At 47.6% G+C, this 15,483-nt stretch carries 18 protein-coding genes; all 18 read right to left on the reverse strand.

The window, feature by feature from the left end; all coding sequences use genetic code 11:
- Positions 1–28: 28 nt before the first annotated feature.
- The 18 genes from QU597_RS17070 to trmFO all read right to left on the reverse strand — a co-directional run bounded on the left by QU597_RS17070 (position 29) and on the right by trmFO (position 15,462).
- Positions 29–496, reverse strand: a complete 468-nt coding sequence (locus tag QU597_RS17070) for a flagellar basal body-associated FliL family protein (RefSeq protein ID WP_054941073.1) — start codon at positions 494–496, stop codon at positions 29–31.
- Entirely contained in the window at positions 493–717 is a 225-nt protein-coding gene (locus tag QU597_RS17075) for a flagellar FlbD family protein (protein ID WP_206100591.1), read from the reverse strand. Before QU597_RS17075 ends, QU597_RS17070 begins: the two co-directional genes overlap by 4 nt.
- 119 nt (positions 718–836) lie before the next feature.
- Positions 837–1,655: a flagellar basal body rod protein FlgG gene (gene flgG / locus QU597_RS17080; RefSeq protein WP_206100592.1), complete on the reverse strand. Its 819-nt coding sequence runs from the start codon at positions 1,653–1,655 to the stop codon at positions 837–839.
- Positions 1,656–1,779: 124 nt separating this feature from the next.
- Positions 1,780–2,163 carry a TIGR02530 family flagellar biosynthesis protein gene (locus tag QU597_RS17085; protein WP_310829086.1) on the reverse strand — a complete coding sequence of 128 codons (384 nt, stop codon included), beginning with the start codon at positions 2,161–2,163 and terminating at the stop codon, positions 1,780–1,782.
- Positions 2,160–2,654 carry a flagellar hook assembly protein FlgD gene (gene flgD, locus QU597_RS17090; RefSeq protein ID WP_310829087.1) on the reverse strand — a complete coding sequence of 165 codons (495 nt, stop codon included), beginning with the start codon at positions 2,652–2,654 and terminating at the stop codon, positions 2,160–2,162. Before flgD ends, QU597_RS17085 begins: the two co-directional genes overlap by 4 nt.
- Before the next feature lie 26 nt (positions 2,655–2,680).
- The gene (locus tag QU597_RS17095; RefSeq protein ID WP_310829088.1) at positions 2,681–4,189 is read right to left on the reverse strand and encodes a flagellar hook-length control protein FliK; all 1,509 of its coding nucleotides are present in this window, start codon (positions 4,187–4,189) and stop codon (positions 2,681–2,683) included.
- Between the two features lie 24 nt (positions 4,190–4,213).
- On the reverse strand, positions 4,214–5,155 hold the full coding sequence (locus tag QU597_RS17100) for a MotE family protein (protein ID WP_310829089.1): 942 nt from the start codon (positions 5,153–5,155) through the stop codon (positions 4,214–4,216).
- Positions 5,156–5,173: 18 nt separating this feature from the next.
- On the reverse strand, positions 5,174–5,617 hold the full coding sequence (gene fliJ / locus QU597_RS17105) for a flagellar export protein FliJ (RefSeq protein ID WP_310829090.1): 444 nt from the start codon (positions 5,615–5,617) through the stop codon (positions 5,174–5,176).
- Between the two features lie 6 nt (positions 5,618–5,623).
- Positions 5,624–6,937, reverse strand: coding sequence for a flagellar protein export ATPase FliI (gene fliI / locus QU597_RS17110; RefSeq protein WP_054942108.1), 1,314 nt, complete (start codon positions 6,935–6,937; stop codon positions 5,624–5,626).
- Positions 6,930–7,778 (reverse strand): FliH/SctL family protein, encoded by an 849-nt coding sequence (locus QU597_RS17115; RefSeq protein WP_054941081.1) that lies wholly within the window; start codon positions 7,776–7,778, stop codon positions 6,930–6,932. Before QU597_RS17115 ends, fliI begins: the two co-directional genes overlap by 8 nt.
- Positions 7,771–8,787, reverse strand: coding sequence for a flagellar motor switch protein FliG (gene fliG / locus QU597_RS17120; protein WP_206100600.1), 1,017 nt, complete (start codon positions 8,785–8,787; stop codon positions 7,771–7,773). The genes QU597_RS17115 and fliG overlap by 8 nt, the downstream gene beginning before the upstream one ends.
- Before the next feature lie 4 nt (positions 8,788–8,791).
- Positions 8,792–10,381: a flagellar basal-body MS-ring/collar protein FliF gene (gene fliF, locus QU597_RS17125; RefSeq protein WP_310829091.1), complete on the reverse strand. Its 1,590-nt coding sequence runs from the start codon at positions 10,379–10,381 to the stop codon at positions 8,792–8,794.
- A 34-nt stretch (positions 10,382–10,415) separates the two neighbouring features.
- A complete protein-coding gene (gene fliE / locus QU597_RS17130) occupies positions 10,416–10,724 on the reverse strand; it encodes a flagellar hook-basal body complex protein FliE (RefSeq protein WP_054941084.1) in 309 nt (102 codons plus the stop codon).
- Between the two features lie 29 nt (positions 10,725–10,753).
- Complete coding sequence (gene flgC / locus QU597_RS17135; RefSeq protein ID WP_310829092.1) at positions 10,754–11,206, reverse strand: flagellar basal body rod protein FlgC; 453 nt, start codon at positions 11,204–11,206, stop codon at positions 10,754–10,756.
- A 6-nt stretch (positions 11,207–11,212) separates the two neighbouring features.
- Positions 11,213–11,620 (reverse strand): flagellar basal body rod protein FlgB, encoded by a 408-nt coding sequence (gene flgB / locus QU597_RS17140; RefSeq protein ID WP_310829093.1) that lies wholly within the window; start codon positions 11,618–11,620, stop codon positions 11,213–11,215.
- A gap of 380 nt (positions 11,621–12,000) precedes the next feature.
- Positions 12,001–13,401 (reverse strand): ATP-dependent protease ATPase subunit HslU, encoded by a 1,401-nt coding sequence (gene hslU, locus QU597_RS17145; protein WP_310829094.1) that lies wholly within the window; start codon positions 13,399–13,401, stop codon positions 12,001–12,003.
- A 33-nt stretch (positions 13,402–13,434) separates the two neighbouring features.
- Positions 13,435–13,977, reverse strand: coding sequence for an ATP-dependent protease subunit HslV (gene hslV / locus QU597_RS17150; protein ID WP_054941088.1), 543 nt, complete (start codon positions 13,975–13,977; stop codon positions 13,435–13,437).
- 126 nt (positions 13,978–14,103) lie between these two features.
- On the reverse strand, positions 14,104–15,462 hold the full coding sequence (gene trmFO, locus QU597_RS17155; RefSeq protein WP_206100607.1) for an FADH(2)-oxidizing methylenetetrahydrofolate--tRNA-(uracil(54)-C(5))-methyltransferase TrmFO: 1,359 nt from the start codon (positions 15,460–15,462) through the stop codon (positions 14,104–14,106).
- Positions 15,463–15,483: the final 21 nt, after the last annotated feature.

The following is a 15,483-nucleotide window of genomic DNA, read 5'->3' on the forward strand; positions in this document are numbered from 1 at the left end:
CCCCAACAAGGAATTATCCTTACAGCAGCTAAATAGAAGTCATGATGAAGTTAGTTACTTCAATCTGGGTCAGCTTGCCTTCAGTCAAGGTCTTGTTAATCAGATTTACCAGTTTGCTGCTCAGCTGATCCTTGCCGTTCGCCCCGTTAAGTTCCTCCGGCTTGGTATCGGCAAGCGTCTTGATAATCAGCGGCTTAATCTTGATATCCTTGATCTTTTCGAATTCCTCCTTGGACTTAACAGCATCCAGCTGGAACGCGAAATTTATTAAAACGATATAATCGGGGTCGGCAAGATTAGTTTTGATGTCGGTGATTTCCGTCGTCAGCTCAACGATTTCATCAGCGCTAAGACTCTTGGCTTCCACATTCTGGACAGCCGCATTCACATCATTAGTATCGCTCGGAAAAATCTTATCCATTAGTAAAAATGCGGCAACTACAATAAGTGTAATCGCCAGTAAAATCGTAATGAGCCACGGCAGCATCTTTTTCATGAAAGCTCCTCCATTGATTGGACTTTAATGGTGGCAGCATATGTGCCTATGTCCCTGTTATAATCCCGAATCTTACTGATTACCTCATCGGCTTTTTCAAGCACGATCAATCTTTTGCCTGTTACAAGTGTTATATAAGTATCTGGACTTTCTTCCACCATTTCTACGAGCAGGGCATTAAGCCACATGGGCGCCCCGTTCAATCTTGTTACCGAAATCATAACAGGCCTCCTTACAATAAATAGGGGGAGGAGTTCCCCCCCATGACTTGGCAATAACGGTTCCGTCAAAAGGCGAAACGTTATTATTATACAGCTTGCTTGTAATAATGGTCAGAAAATTAACGCTTCAGATTAACAACTTCCTGCAGCACTTCATCGGAAGTGGTAATAATCCGTGAATTCGCCTGGAAGCCACGCTGGGAAACGATCATTTCGGTGAACTCGCCGGTCAAATCAACATTTGACATTTCCAGCTGGCCCGCCACAATAGCCCCTGTACCAACTTCTGTATTGTTGGCTGTTGTAGGTGTAAGTTCACCATCAGCATTGGCATTGAGCGTCATGCGGAACAGATTGCCGCCGATTTTCTCAAGGCCCTGCGGATTGCTCACTTTAGCTACAGCGATTTGTGCACCGGCTTCAGTCGTGCCGTCTGCCATAGTCTGTACAATGGTGCCGTTGCTGGAAATTGAGAATGCTGTTACATCCTCACCCAATTGAATGGACTCACCATCAGCATTCAGTACATGCAGTCCGTCAGAGGTAATAAGGTTGCGGCTTGCATCCATATGAAAGTCCCCGGCACGGGTCAGGAACGGTGTTTCCTGATCATCCGAAAGCTTAACCAGAAAGAACCCGTCACCGTCAATCCGCAGGTCAGTTGGATTGTTCGTTGTCATTGCACTTCCTGCCAAATGCAAGGTATCCACAGAACCGATACTTACACCGAGGCCGATTTGTTTAGCATTCACCCCGCCTTGTCCGCCATCCACCGGTGCAGAAACACCGGATACCGTCTGGCTCATAATGTCTTTGAACATTACACGGCCGGATTTGAAACCGATCGTATTCACGTTGGCAATGTTGTTACCGATAACATCCAGCTTCGTTTGGAAACCGCGCATACCTGAAACTCCTGAATACATTGATCTTAACATTGTTAAAAGCCCTCCCAGATTGTAGAGTCCAAGACTCTTCATTTAGTATTAAAGATTGTTCTTTGAGCTATGGCCGCGTCAGTCGGTCGACGGTCATTCCGGCTCTCCGGTTAGGACCGGCCGGTTAAGAAATAATAACTGCACTGTCAATTTGCGTAAATACATTGTCCTTCATCGAACTTCCGTCCACTGCTGTCACTACGGTTCGGTTTGGCACACTTACAATTAAGGCCATGTCCTTCAATAAAATCAAAGATTCCTTGCTGCCTTTGGCGGCTGCCTTGTCCACAGCGGACGAAATCTGATCCAATTGGCTGCTTCCGAGTTCTATTCCCCGTTGCTCCAGGCGTTTGGCTGCGTGATTGCTGAACTTAAGCATATTCTTTTGCAGCACGCTCTCGAATGATGCTTCTGCAGCAGCAGAATTTTTAACTGCCTGTGTTCTTTGCAGCACTTGTGGATGAACACTTGCGGGATATAACTGGCCTATAGTCAGCCGTTCGCTCATGTCGTCACCCCGTTCTCCCCACCATTTTCAGATGTCTCACTGTTACTGACGTTATCAGCTTTAGGAGCAGCATTTTGAATCTGTGTAATATCAGTCAATGCAATACGCTCACTGCCTACGACAGCATATTGCACACCACTACTAACTACGATCGACTCGACATTGCCGGTCTTCGGCAGCTCTGTTGCAGCGTCTGTCCAAGTGATATCCTTACCGATCAAACCTGATACCGAGCCTAGGGACTGATTCAACGCTGTCAGTTGGGTCGATATGTTCATAAGCTGTTCAACTGATGAAAATTGAGCCATCTGAGCAATAAATTCCTTATCCTCCATCGGCTGCATGGGATCCTGATTCTGCAGCTGGGTGATCAGTATTTTCAGGAACTGGTCCTTGCCTAGCGTGGAGTTGCCGGTTGTTTTGGATGTAGCCGAACTATTAGAGACGTAGTTCCATTGCTCACTGTTTGACACTGGATTTGTCGTTGCCATTTCATTTCACCTCGCTTTTCATAGAGCTAAGCCTTGGCTGAGAAACTTCCTTCTTGGTTTGGATTGTTCTGTTTGGTCTCTGCAACCCAGTCCTTCCATTCACCATTCAGTTCTGCTGCAAGTACCGCATCTCCGACTTCTTCACGTCGTTCCTTGGAACGACCGCCCTGCTGGCCGCTCGAACCTGGCTGCCTTCCTTGCTGTCCATTAAACTGTGAGAAAAGCGGTGTATTATTCTGTGTAACCTCCAGCTTCTCTACTTGAATTCCCTGGGACTGAAGCGCTGCCCGCAATTGACTCATCTGCTGCTCCAACATATCCTTGGCACCGGAATGCGCAGTATTGAATTGAGCAATCAGATTACCGTTTTGCATCGTAATTTTAACATCGACTTGTCCCAAATTTTCCGGAAACAAAGTGATGGTTGCTTCTGCTACTCCGCCTTTTTTGACGATTTCCAGCTTACCGGTAATAAAAGTATCCATTTGCTGAGCAAATTGACTAACCGGTACCGGAACTGACTCAGCCTTCAATGGTGCTGTTAGACCGTCTCTGATCGACAATTGACCGGCAGTCACAATGTCATGACTTCCTTCAGCTGTCTTCATTTCAGGAAGCGGCTCTTCTGTGAAAGCAGATTTCAGTGTTTCTGCGGCGCCTGCCGTTTTGGTCGCTTGTGTACCGATCACAACTGCACTCACCTCTACTACTGCAGTTGCAGCAGTGGCAGCTGTTTCTGTTTGGGTTGTTGTAGTTACAATAGAGGGTTTAACCAGTACTGGGACAGTGGTATCAGTAGCTTTAGGCTTAATGTTGCCCTCTGTTCCGGCCTGCTTAGCCGAAGCTGCTGCTATGTCAGTAGTATTTGTTCCTTTAGCCTTCACCTTATTGTTCTCAGGAGTTACTACCTCAGCCATTATGGCCGAGAACTGGTTGAGAAGTTCAGCCCCTTTAACGGCTGAGGCTTCATTTCCCTTTGCTGCCGCATCCTTTATCAGGCTGACGAGACTGTTAAGCTCATCCTGAACAGCAAAACGTATCGTCTCAGGGTTCTGTGCAAGCGGCGACAATACTGCTGCCGCATCCGTATTGCCTTCACTCCCGCCGGACTCTCCTGCAGCATTATTCCCAGATAGCAGAGCAGAAACTTGAAGCAGCCATCCTTGTAGAGCTGCCAATAAAGCAGGATCAGCGCTGATGTTTTCATCCAGCTTTTCAACATCTTCTGTAAGACTTTTTAATAAATCTGCACTTTGGACGTTTGCAGCATTGCCTGGTTCTTCACCAGTAGTCTGCACAGCGTTCATCAACCCCTGAAGCAGCGATGCCAGATTGCCAAGCAGCGGTGTCTCTGCACCCTTTGGTATGCTTCCTCCCATGGTCTGAACAAGCGTCTGGGCAAAAGGCATTGCTGTTGTCCCTCCACCTGCAGCCGCCGCAGTTCCAGCCGCAGCTGTTGTTCCGCCAGCCGTCGCAGATGTGCCATTTGTCGGCACCATATTTCCGCCGGATAGTGATGATAACACTAAACTCATCTATTTTTCACCTCCTCTCAAGTCTTATTTACCGCCCATCAGACGATTTACAATTTTGGCACTCAGCGTACTGTCGATTTTGGTGATTTCACCCAATATCGAGGATCTCACACTATCACTAACCGTATTCAGGATCGTGATGACCTTATCCGGGCTGATTGTGTACATCGAACCTAACAGAGTAGCTGCGTCAGCAGCAGGCATCGTGGTAAAGGTCTGACTGAGTTCATCTTGATCCAAGTTACCGGCAGCTGATGTTGCAGGTGTATCTGTCTGACTTTGCTTGAGTCTCGATTGAAGGGCTGCAATAGCCATATCGGTAGAATTCGTTGTTTCTTTTAGCTTTACTGACACTTCAGCAGCCTTTTTAGGATCCATTTTTTCGAGAATTGCTGTTTTGCTGGTGTTATTCATTGCACTGAATATCTGCACCATTTCCTCAGTAGTCAGATTCTCCATAATCGGTGCCGCTTTGGAAGCCTTCATGCCCGCGTAAAGCTTGGCTAACTCGGTCACTTTCTCCTGATATGGATCCACTGTTTCCTCAGTGCTAGCAGCCGCAGCCTCTTCTGTCATGGTGTCAATCTGCTTCTGCAGAGCCTCTACCCGTGTTTCCTGTGCAGTTTTATCTTCATTAGCCTGCTTCAGCTGGGCTTCCTGTGCAGCAAGCTGGGCCTTCAGCTCTTTAATCGTTGATTCGGAGCTTGCAGCCTGTTCTTCGCTTTGTGCTGCCTCATCATCTGTGGGTTCACTGGATGGATCAGAAGCAGGATCTGGAATCCACTTATCAACTACCGGGATCTTATTTGCAATTTCCAGTACGTTGTTACGGATGTCCATATTAAAAAGAGTCAGTAAAACACCAAGCAGTACGAGTGTAAATATGATTGGTATCATCAGAAATAAAAAACGCTCGAATTTGCCTGCTGACTCTTCATTTTCAAGTTCCATATCATTTTTAGCCACTAGCGGAAACCTCCCGGGTTAGAGGGATTTCATCGCGAAGCGGACGGTAGCCATCTCATCCAGTTCGTTTTGTTCCCGTAAAATCATATTCTGCTGAAAGATCGTCTGTGCCTTGTCTTTGGCCTTCAGCCAAACCTTCTCATCCAACATTTTTGTGCTGAGATGGTCCTGCTTGTGCTGAACTTCCTGATGCGCCCGCTTGATGTCAGAGTGCTTACGGGCAATACAGTGGTCCAAATGCTCCAAATAATTCTGCATCTCAATGATCTTCACCATTGGCGTTTTTTGCTCCGCCGCACTTTGTAGCGACAGCATCAGCGAATTCCGCTGAGCCACCAGTTCATCAAGGCTCTTCTCCTGGGCTTGCAGTTCTCCGAGCGCGCTTGAGAGCATCCACTCTGCCTGTGTTTTCTCGTTGCCTTTCAAGTCCACAACTTTTTGAAAAGTATAATGGAACCTCATTGCTAATCAACTCCTCGAGAACTGTGAAATTAAAGCTTGCTGAACTTCTGCCAGGGTTACTTTCTCGTTCACCTTTTGCTTAGTAAAGTCCCATATGCTGTCAATGTAGTGCATGGACTCATCGATCTGGGCATTGGAACCGCGCTGATAGGCTCCGATATTTATCAAGTCTTCCGAATCCTTGTATACCGCCATAAGTCTCTTTACATTCTCAGCAGCCGCAATCTGCTCCTCGGGAGCTATATCCTTCATTACACGGCTGATGCTGGCAAGCACATCAATCGCCGGGAAATGGCCTTTGTTGGCAATATTACGATTTAGCACAATATGCCCGTCCAAAATCCCCCGCACAGCATCGGCGATCGGTTCATTCATATCATCACCGTCAACCAGAACTGTATAAAATGCGGTAATGGAGCCAGTTGGCCCGGTTCCCGCCCTTTCAAGCAGCTTAGGCAAACTAGCAAACACGGATGGTGTGTAACCTCTCATTGCTGGCGGTTCTCCCACCGCTAGTCCAACCTCACGCTGCGCCATTGCATAACGTGTGACAGAATCCATCATCAGCATGACGTTCAAGCCCCGGTCACGGAAATACTCTGCTATCGTTGTTGCTATCAGCGCACCCTTGATCCGGATTAGTGCCGGCTGGTCTGACGTTGCGACAACGACTACGGAACGCTGCAGGCCTTCAGGCCCCAAATCACGTTCGATAAAATCCAGAACCTCTCTGCCACGTTCACCAATCAGTGCAATCACATTGACATCTGCCGAAGTATTTCGGGCAATCATTCCCATCAGGGTACTTTTGCCGACCCCGGATCCGGCAAAGATCCCAACCCGCTGCCCTTTGCCGATTGTCAGAAGTCCGTCTATGGCCCTGACTCCAATACTGATAGGCTCGTGTACACGAGGGCGATTTAATGGATTAGAAGGGATATTAAAGGTTGAGCTGTGTGGCATCCGCGCGGGAATAAGTGATCCGTCCAGCGGCTGGCCCAATCCGTCCAGCACCTTGCCCAGCAGTTCAGAACCGACCTGAACACTTAACGGTTTACCAGTGCCAACCACATCGCAACCCGGCCCTATCGCCTGAAGTTCACCAAGAGGCATCAGTAGCACCTTATTGTCCCGAAAACCTACCACTTCAGCCTGGAGCGGCTTATTGCCTTTTGCCGGATAGATATAACACACATCTCCAATGCTGGCATCCGGCCCTTCTGACTCGACCATCAGTCCGATAACCTGAGTAACCTTCCCGTTGATTCTAACCGGGTCGAAATTACGCAGTTGTTCTTTATATCGTCTACTGTCAAGCATCGCCTTCCCCATTTCTGTGCTCCTCGGTGTCCAATGCGATCCTTACCAGTTCTTTTTTGATCTCAGCAAGCTGGGTGTCAATCCGTGCATCAATGCTGCCAAAGGAAGAACGGATCACGCAGCCCAGATCTTTGACTGTCGAATCGGGCAGGATTTGCAGCTCTGCTTGGGAGTCCACCGCCAGCGACAGCTCCTCTCTCGCCGAGTTAACAAAAGCGAACTGAGCAGGTGATACGCACAAGGAGATTAATCCCTGCTCCCTTTTACGTGCCAGATTCTTACGAATCAGATCCATAGCAAACTGCGGTTCCACAGTCAGCTGCTTGTCCACGATTTTTTCTGCGATTCCACAGCTTAACTCCACCAGAAAAGGTTCGGCTTCCTGAATAATTACATCTCTTGCCCGGTATGCTTCCTGAAGCACATTCCGCGCCTCTTCCATCATCTCGGCCATTTTTTGAGCCATATCATGTTCTGCCTGTGTCAGGCCTTCCTGGTATCCTTGCTGGAACGCCTCGGATTTGACGGCCTCGACCAGATGCTCATCCTGCTCTCTGCGCTGCCGCCACCATTCCTCTGCCTCCGTCCGTGCCGATTCCACAATATTTTCAGCTTCCTGTGATGCATTCCGGACCTGACCTTCAGCGAATTCCTGGGCATCCTTCAGCATTTGCCTGCGGGTTTGCTCTGCCTCTTCACGGGCGGGATCATGATAATGAACCTCACCTGCCGCATCTTCTGCAGCAGGCTCTTCAGCAAGGCCGGCATGCTGCCTGGCCTGCTCCAACCGTTTAAGCACATCTACCGGAACATATTGGGAGTGTTTAATCAGCCTAGACAATTATGTCATCTCCTCCACCACGGGCGATGATAATTTCACCTGATTCTTCAAGTCTACGGATCGTACCTACAATGCGTGTCTGAGCCTCTTCAACATCACGCAGCCGGACAGGACCCATATATTCCATTTCTTCGCGGAAGGTTTCGGCCATCCGTTTGGACATGTTGCGGAAAATAACATCCCGCACTTCCTCGCTCGCAACCTTGAGTGCAAGCTGCAGATCCGCATTTTCGATATCCTTGATAATGCGCTGAATCGAACGATTGTCCACATTGACAATATCCTCGAACACGAACATCCGTTTTTTGATTTCTTCGGCCAGCTCCGGATCCTGAATTTCCAGGGAATCCAAAATTGTACGTTCTGTTCCGCGGTCTACCCCGTTCAAGATCTGAACAATAGACTCGATACCGCCGGCATTGGTGTAATCCTGCGTAACCGTTGCGGAAAGCTTTTGCTCAAGTACACGCTCAATTTGCGTAACAACCTCTGGTGAGGTGCTATCCATGATCGCGATTCTTCTGGCAACCTCAGCCTGCTTTTCCTGTGGTAGAGAAGAAAGGATCGTGGCTGCTTGTTCAAATTGCAAATAAGATAAAACTAGTGCGATTGTTTGTACATTTTCATTCTGAATGAAGTTTAAGATCTGATTAGGATCAGCCTTACGGGCAAAGTCAAAGGGTCTAACCTGCAGCGTTGCCGTCAGCCGGTTGATGACTTCAAGAGCCTTGGCTGAGCCCAGGGCTTTCTCAAGAATCTCCTTGGCGTAGTTGATACCGCCTTGCGAGATATACTCCTGAGCGAGACATATCTGGTGAAATTCGGACATAATCGACTCTTTTTCTACACTGTCCACCTTGCGGACATTGGCAATTTCCAGAGTGAGCTGTTCAATTTCCTCGTCTCTTAGATGTTTGAATATTTGCGCCGATACCTCGGGCCCTAGTGTGATAAGCAGGATTGCCGCCTTTTGGCGGCCGCTGAGACCCTGCTGGCTAGCTTTTGCCATTAGTTCACCTCTGTTCGTCTGCAAGCCATGTGCGCAGCAGATTTACGAATTCATCCGGCTTCTTCTTCGCCAGACTTTCCAGTTGCTTGCGAACCTGACTTTCATTCGTCACGCTCTCCAAGTTAATGGATGGGAACTCGGTAGGAACCTGCAGCGGAATATCTTCTTCCACTTCTTCTTCTTCCTTCTTCTTGCGGCTCCGGTAAATAACGAATCCGCCACCCGCACCGATCAGCAGCGCCCCTGCTGCAATCGCCCAAATCATCCATGTCGCAAGTCCGCCGGAACCGGCAGCCGCTTCATTGCTTCCGAATTGTTGCGAGTATACCGAAACTTTTTTGGTTAAATCAGCGTCTGTATAAGTGACTCCTGAATCTGCCAATGAAGCGCGTACGATATTAACCAGAATGTTCTGAATTGCAGCCGAAGTTGCAGCATCTAAAGTTGTTTGTCCGGTAGGTGGTTCAACAGCAACATTTATGGTTAAATCTTTAACAGTATATGGGCTCGCGATGATATCCTTGGTGATCCGGTTAACTTCATAGTTCCTAGTTTCCGAAGATTCTTCAGAAGTAGAAGTGCCAGTATCTGTTCCAGAAGGATAACCGAAGACATCTTCCGATCCTGTACCCGCAACTCCCCCGGTAGTGTTTCCCTGACCCGAATAGGTGTTGCTGATAATTTGTGAACTAATTTCAATCCCTTTCATATTCTCCGTATCCACCGGTGTGACTAGATCTTCCTTCCGATTTTCCTTATCAAAATTCAGCTTAGAGAAGACCAGAACATCCACCTTATCGGGACCAGTGAGCGTACTAAGAAATTGTTTTACATCCTTTTTGACTTCTTCTTCAAATTTTTTCTGAAGAGCAAAGTTTTCTTCCACCTGGCTGGAAACCCCGGTTTGCCCGCCTCTAGCGCTCGGCATCAATTCGACCTCGTTATTGGCGATCGTAATGTTATCTACCGGCAAATTCGGCACAGCGGTCTTCACAAGATTGAAGTATCCGTCAATATTATCTTGAGAGGGTCTAAATCCCGGATCAAAAGTGAGCACTACAGAAGCGGAAGCCTGTTCCTGATCCTCCTGGGAAGCGAAAACCGTTTCTTTTGGAAGATTGATCAGCACCTTGGCATCCTTGATGCCTTGCATCCGTCTCATCAATTGTTCAACTTCACCATTCAAAGCATTGTTATATTTGACATCGAACTCACTGTCCGTTGTACCGATCATGGACGAGGACTCATCAAAGATTTTGTATCCGATTGAGCCTCCCTGCACGATACCCTGCGAACCGATATCCACCTTAATACGGGCTGCCTCTGTGCTTGGTACTGAGATGCTTTTGCCATCCGGGCTCAATCGATAAGAAATCCCGGCGGAATCCAGGTAAGTCATGACACCTGCTGAATCTGTACTATCTAAATCTTGAAAGGCTACCTCGTATTCCGTCTTCGAAAGCTGCATGGTCAAAACTACGATTATTATTATGATGATAAACAGGGTAGAGAAAAATAGAATTTTCTGTTTACCGCTGAATCTGTTCCAATACTGGGTTAACTTCTCCCTGTACTGGGCAAATCTTTCATTCACAGTGTCACCCCATCCGAAACTAAGCTAGGATTATTTAGATCTGAGTTCTCATAATTTCCTGATAGGCTTCAATCACTTTGTTCCGGACTTGTGTAGTCAGCTGCAAACTCAGCAATGCCTGTTGCGAAGAAATCATCGCCTCATCGATATTGACTTCTCCCAATACAAATTTATTACTCATATCCTTGGCTTGTTGCTCCTGGCCAGCCACCTGATTCAAAGCATCTTCCAGATAAGATCCGAAGCTTTGTTTGGAACCGGTTACTTCCCCAGACTCGACGGCTGCAGATTTCATAGCAAGCGGTTGGATAGCCTGTGTCCCGATAGTTAAATTTTGTATCAACGATTACCCTCCTAAAATGTCAGTTCATTTTAATGTCCGATTTCGAGCGCTTTGCTGACCATAGCTTTTGACGCATTCAGCATTGTTACATTCGCTTCATAAGAACGGGAGGCGGACAGCATATCCACCATTTCTTTAGTCAGATCCACATTAGGCATATATACATATCCGTTGGTATCCGCATCCGGATGACTCGGGTTGTAGACTGGCTTCAGTGGTGAAGAATCCTCAATGATTGACTGCACTTTAACGCCTTCACTACCATTCTCACTACCCATTTTCGAATTCAAAATGTTTGAGAAACTGTTATTCTTCTCTGTTTCCAGCACAACAAGCTTACGCCGGTACGGAACGGCCTTACCATCCACGACAGAGGCTCTTGTTGTCTCAGCATTGGCAATGTTAGAGGAAATCACGTCCATTCTGAGCCGCTGGGCAGTTAAGGCTGAGGCGCTTATTCCAAAGCTGCTACCAAAATTCACTATTGCTTACCCCCCCTGAATGACTGTGCGCATCATCGTGATTTGACTGTTCAACTGCTGGACATAAGAGTTATACCTGAGCTGGTTCTCAGCACTGAGCGCCATCTCCCGGTCCATATCCACATTATTGTCGTTGTTATTCATCGAGGTGGTTTCATCTGTGCTAACGACCGCAGACGGTACAGCAGACACATTACCGAATTGGAAGTGGCGAGAATCCGTTACCTTCGCACCGAGCGTCGGCTTCAGTCCACTTTCCTGTGCGGCAAGCACACTTTCAAAAGAAACGTCTGAACGTTTAAATCCGGGTGTGTCGGCATTTGCTACGTTATTGGCTAAAACACTTTGTCGCTTGTTGGCGGCTTCAAGGCCTCCCTGTAATCGTTGAAAACTGACACTATTCAGCAAACCCATGGAAATCCCCCTTCCAAAGCTATCATAATGAAAAGAATTCCACAACTTCCTTACGAACTCCTGCTTGATTCGACAAAAAAAGCTAATTTATTTGCTATTTTTTTCAAATCAAGGTCGAAAGGTGTCGATGGTTGATTCTATTGGCAATCTCATATACTTTGATTCTCGTAGAATTTGTATATTATTACAATAAGAAATAAGCCCTATCTTTTCTGAAAAGAGAGGGCTTAAAGCATGGTTTTTCAATTTTTTGACATTCTAAAGCCATAATATGCATTTATTTAACAATTTATTACATGATTTATTCTTTTTCAAGGATTTTTATGCACATCACTAATTCTAAATACCTAAATTTAATGGAATCTCCGAAGACAACCGTTTTACAAAATATATTGACTTAAATCCCGATCCTGCGCGATTCCTGACAGTTTTTCGCGAACATATTCGGGTGTTATCACCATGGTTTCCAGTGTTAATTCTGGCGCTTCAAACGAAAGATCCTCCAGCAGCTTCTCCAGAATGGTATGAAGACGCCGGGCACCGATATTCTCCATATTCTGATTCACTGATGCAGCAATTTTGGCAATTTCCTGATTTGCCTCCTTCTGAAACTGAATTTCGATATTCTCAGTCTTCAGTAAGTTGACATATTGCTTCGTCAGCGCATTCTCCGGTTCCGTCAGAATAGACACAAAGTCCTCCAGTGTAAGACTGCTCAGCTCCACACGGATCGGAAAGCGTCCCTGAAGCTCAGGGATGAGGTCAGAAGGCTTAGCAATATGGAAAGCTCCCGCCGCCATGAAAAGCACGTAGTCGGTCTTCACAGGGCCGTATTTGGTCATCACCGTAGAACCTTCTACGATTGGCAGAATATCACGCTGTACCCCTTCACGGGAGACATCCGGTCCAGAACCTTTACCTTGGCTGGCTACTTTATCGATCTCATCAATAAATATGATGCCGGACTGTTCTGCACGGGTTATTGATTCCTGAATAACGTCATCCATATCAATCAGTTTGGCTGCCTCATCCTGAATCAGCACCTTACGGGCTTCCTTAATCGGAAGCTTACGTTTCTTGGTCCGCTTAGGCAGCAGATTTCCGAACATTTCCTGCATGTTCATCCCCATCTGATCATTCCCCTGGCCGGCAAACATATCGAGCATGGTTGGAGCCGTATCTTCAACATCGATCTCAATAATGTCATCTTCCAGCTGCCCTGCAAGCAGCTTGAATTTGATATTGCGGCGGCGTTCACTCAGGCTTCCGTCCTCTGCTTCCTCCTTGCTGTCCTCGGAACTTGCATTGTTGCCTCCGAAGATCATCTCAAAAGGATTGCGCTGTGATTTGTTCTTCGAAGACGATGGTGCCAAAATCGATACGATACGTTCATTGGCAAGCTCTTCAGCCCGATCCTTCACTTTCTCGGTCCGTTCCAGCTTGACCATACGGATTGAAGTCTCCACCAGATCGCGAACCATGGATTCCACGTCCCGGCCCACATATCCAACCTCGGTAAACTTGGTAGCCTCAACTTTGATGAACGGTGCATTAACCAGCTTGGCCAGACGCCGGGCAATCTCCGTCTTGCCTACACCGGTTGGACCAATCATCAGAATATTTTTGGGAACAACTTCATCACGCAGCTCCTCCGGGAGCAGGCTGCGCCGGTAACGGTTACGCAGAGCAACCGCTACCGATTTTTTGGCCTGCTTCTGGCCTACGATATATTTATCAAGTTCAGCGACGATTTGACGGGGTGTGAGCGATTGATTCACCATTGCGACTTCCTCCCTCTTTCTGTGGCACCGTGCCTACAATTGTTCAACAATAATATTGGAATTGGTATATACACATATCTCCGAAGCGATCTGCAGCGCTTCTTTGGCAATTTCTGCTGCACTAAGGTCCGGAGCATGGCGTTTGAGCGCGCGTCCCGAGGCCAGGGCAAAATTGCCTCCGGAGCCGATGGCCAGCACATCATCATCCGGCTCAATGATTTCGCCGTTGCCCGAGATCAGCAGCATACCTTCCCTGTCCATCACGATCATCAGCGCCTCCAGCTTGCGCAGGATGCGATCCTGCCGCCAGTCCTTAGCCAGTTCTACTGCGGCCCGCTGTAGATTACCGTGATGCTCCTCAAGCTTGCCTTCAAACTTTTCAAACAAAGTTATCGCATCGGCTACGGAACCCGCAAAACCGGCGATTACTTGTCCTCTGTACAGGCGGCGGACTTTTTTGGCCGTCGTCTTCATGATGACGCTCTCGCCAAAGGTAACCTGTCCATCGCCCGCTATCGCAGCATGGCCATTATGTCTAACCGCACAAATTGTAGTTGCATGAAAGCTGGGTAACATAAATTTAGCAACCTCCTAGAATAAACTTATTTCTTATTAATATGAACTTTAAGAATACTGTATAGTAAGCAGCATCCTTAAATTCATGCTATATAAATCATAAGCTTATGCTGAGTAAACTTCAAATTATGACAGTTTGGGTTCCGCGGGCTCCGGTTCTTTGTAAGCAAGGCCTGTTCGGGTCGCGAATTCTGCGATACTGTCGAGTGCCCGGTAGGCGAGAAGTTCATTCTTTTCTTTTTTGCTGCGGATTTTCTTCTCGAGCTTCGGAAGCAGTCCAAAGTTAGCATTCATCGGCTGGAAATGCTCCGGATCGGCGGAAGTAATATATGCAGGCATACTGCCCAGCACACTATCCTCAGGAAATACGATGCCTTCTTCACCAAGCGCAGCTCTGGCTGCATTGATTCCCGCAATCAGTCCGGATGCCGCAGACTCCACATAGCCTTCAACGCCTGTCATCTGTCCGGCGAAGAATAATCTTTCCCGGCCCTTCATCTGATAAGTAGGGTGCAGCAGCTTGGGAGAATTAATAAATGTATTACGGTGCATTACACCATAACGGACGTACTCCGCATTTTCCAGACCCGGAATCAGTGAGAATACCCGCTTCTGTTCACCCCATTTAAGGTGAGTCTGAAAGCCAACCAGGTTATAGAGTGTTCCGGCAGCATTGTCCTGGCGCAGCTGAACGACAGCGTAAGGCAGTTTCCCCGTATGTGGATTCATAAGTCCCACCGGTTTCATCGGCCCGAATAACGCTGTCTGCTTGCCGCGCTTCATCATAATTTCAATCGGCATGCAGCCTTCGAAGTAAATCTCTTTCTCAAAATCTTTGAGCGCAGCAGTCTCAGCCGAAATCAGCGCATCATAAAAACGGTCAAATTCCTCTTCGGTCATCGGGCAATTCAGGTATGCCGCTTCTCCTTTGTCGTACCGGGAAGCCAAATATACCTTACTCATGTCGATAGTATCCTTCTCCACAATCGGTGCTGCAGCATCATAGAAATAGAAGTATTCTTCACCCAATAAAGCCTTTATCTCAGCAGATAATGCCGGAGAAGTCAGAGGTCCTGTCGCGATGACAACAATCCCGTCCTCCGGTATATGCGTCAGTTCTTCATTTATGACTTCCACTAGCGGATGTTCGTGCAACGTCCGGGTGATCTCACCAGAGAATCCGTCCCGGTCAACAGCAAGTGCTCCGCCCGCAGGAACTGCATGACGGTCAGCTGCTCCAAGGACCAGCGAGTTCAGCCGCCGCATCTCTTCTTTTAATACGCCCACTGCATTTCCCAGTCCATTAGCCCGGAGCGAGTTGCTGCATACCAGTTCGGCGAATTGATCTGTGTGATGAGCAGGTGTTTTAACTGCGGGTCTCATTTCATATAATCTGACCGGCACCCCGCTTGAGGCAATTTGCCAGGCAGCCTCGCTGCCGGCGAGGCCCGCTCCAATTACTGTTACTTTAGCTGTTTCTGTCAATTTCCTTTCCTCCTGAAAACT

Origin of the sequence: Paenibacillus pedocola, assembly GCF_031599675.1 — a bacterium.
In the GTDB taxonomy this organism is placed as follows: Bacteria; Bacillota; Bacilli; order Paenibacillales; family Paenibacillaceae; genus Paenibacillus_AQ; species Paenibacillus_AQ pedocola.

Bases quoted from the DNA above. Each gene is read 5' to 3' on its own strand.
- hslV (WP_054941088.1), bottom strand. From the start codon at position 13,977: ATGTTACCCAGCTTTCATGCAACTACAATTTGTGCGGTTAGACATAAT.
- flgB (WP_310829093.1), bottom strand. From the start codon at position 11,620: ATGGGTTTGCTGAATAGTGTCAGTTTTCAACGATTACAGGGAGGCCTT.
- fliJ (WP_310829090.1), bottom strand. From the start codon at position 5,617: ATGAGGTTCCATTATACTTTTCAAAAAGTTGTGGACTTGAAAGGCAAC.
- QU597_RS17095 (WP_310829088.1), bottom strand. From the start codon at position 4,189: ATGAGTTTAGTGTTATCATCACTATCCGGCGGAAATATGGTGCCGACA.
- QU597_RS17070 (WP_054941073.1), bottom strand. From the start codon at position 496: ATGAAAAAGATGCTGCCGTGGCTCATTACGATTTTACTGGCGATTACA.
- flgD (WP_310829087.1), bottom strand. From the start codon at position 2,654: ATGGCAACGACAAATCCAGTGTCAAACAGTGAGCAATGGAACTACGTC.
- fliG (WP_206100600.1), bottom strand. From the start codon at position 8,787: ATGGCAAAAGCTAGCCAGCAGGGTCTCAGCGGCCGCCAAAAGGCGGCA.
- fliI (WP_054942108.1), bottom strand. From the start codon at position 6,937: ATGCTTGACAGTAGACGATATAAAGAACAACTGCGTAATTTCGACCCG.
- QU597_RS17085 (WP_310829086.1), bottom strand. From the start codon at position 2,163: ATGAGCGAACGGCTGACTATAGGCCAGTTATATCCCGCAAGTGTTCAT.
- QU597_RS17075 (WP_206100591.1), bottom strand. From the start codon at position 717: ATGATTTCGGTAACAAGATTGAACGGGGCGCCCATGTGGCTTAATGCC.
- hslU (WP_310829094.1), bottom strand. From the start codon at position 13,401: ATGGTGAATCAATCGCTCACACCCCGTCAAATCGTCGCTGAACTTGAT.
- flgG (WP_206100592.1), bottom strand. From the start codon at position 1,655: ATGTTAAGATCAATGTATTCAGGAGTTTCAGGTATGCGCGGTTTCCAA.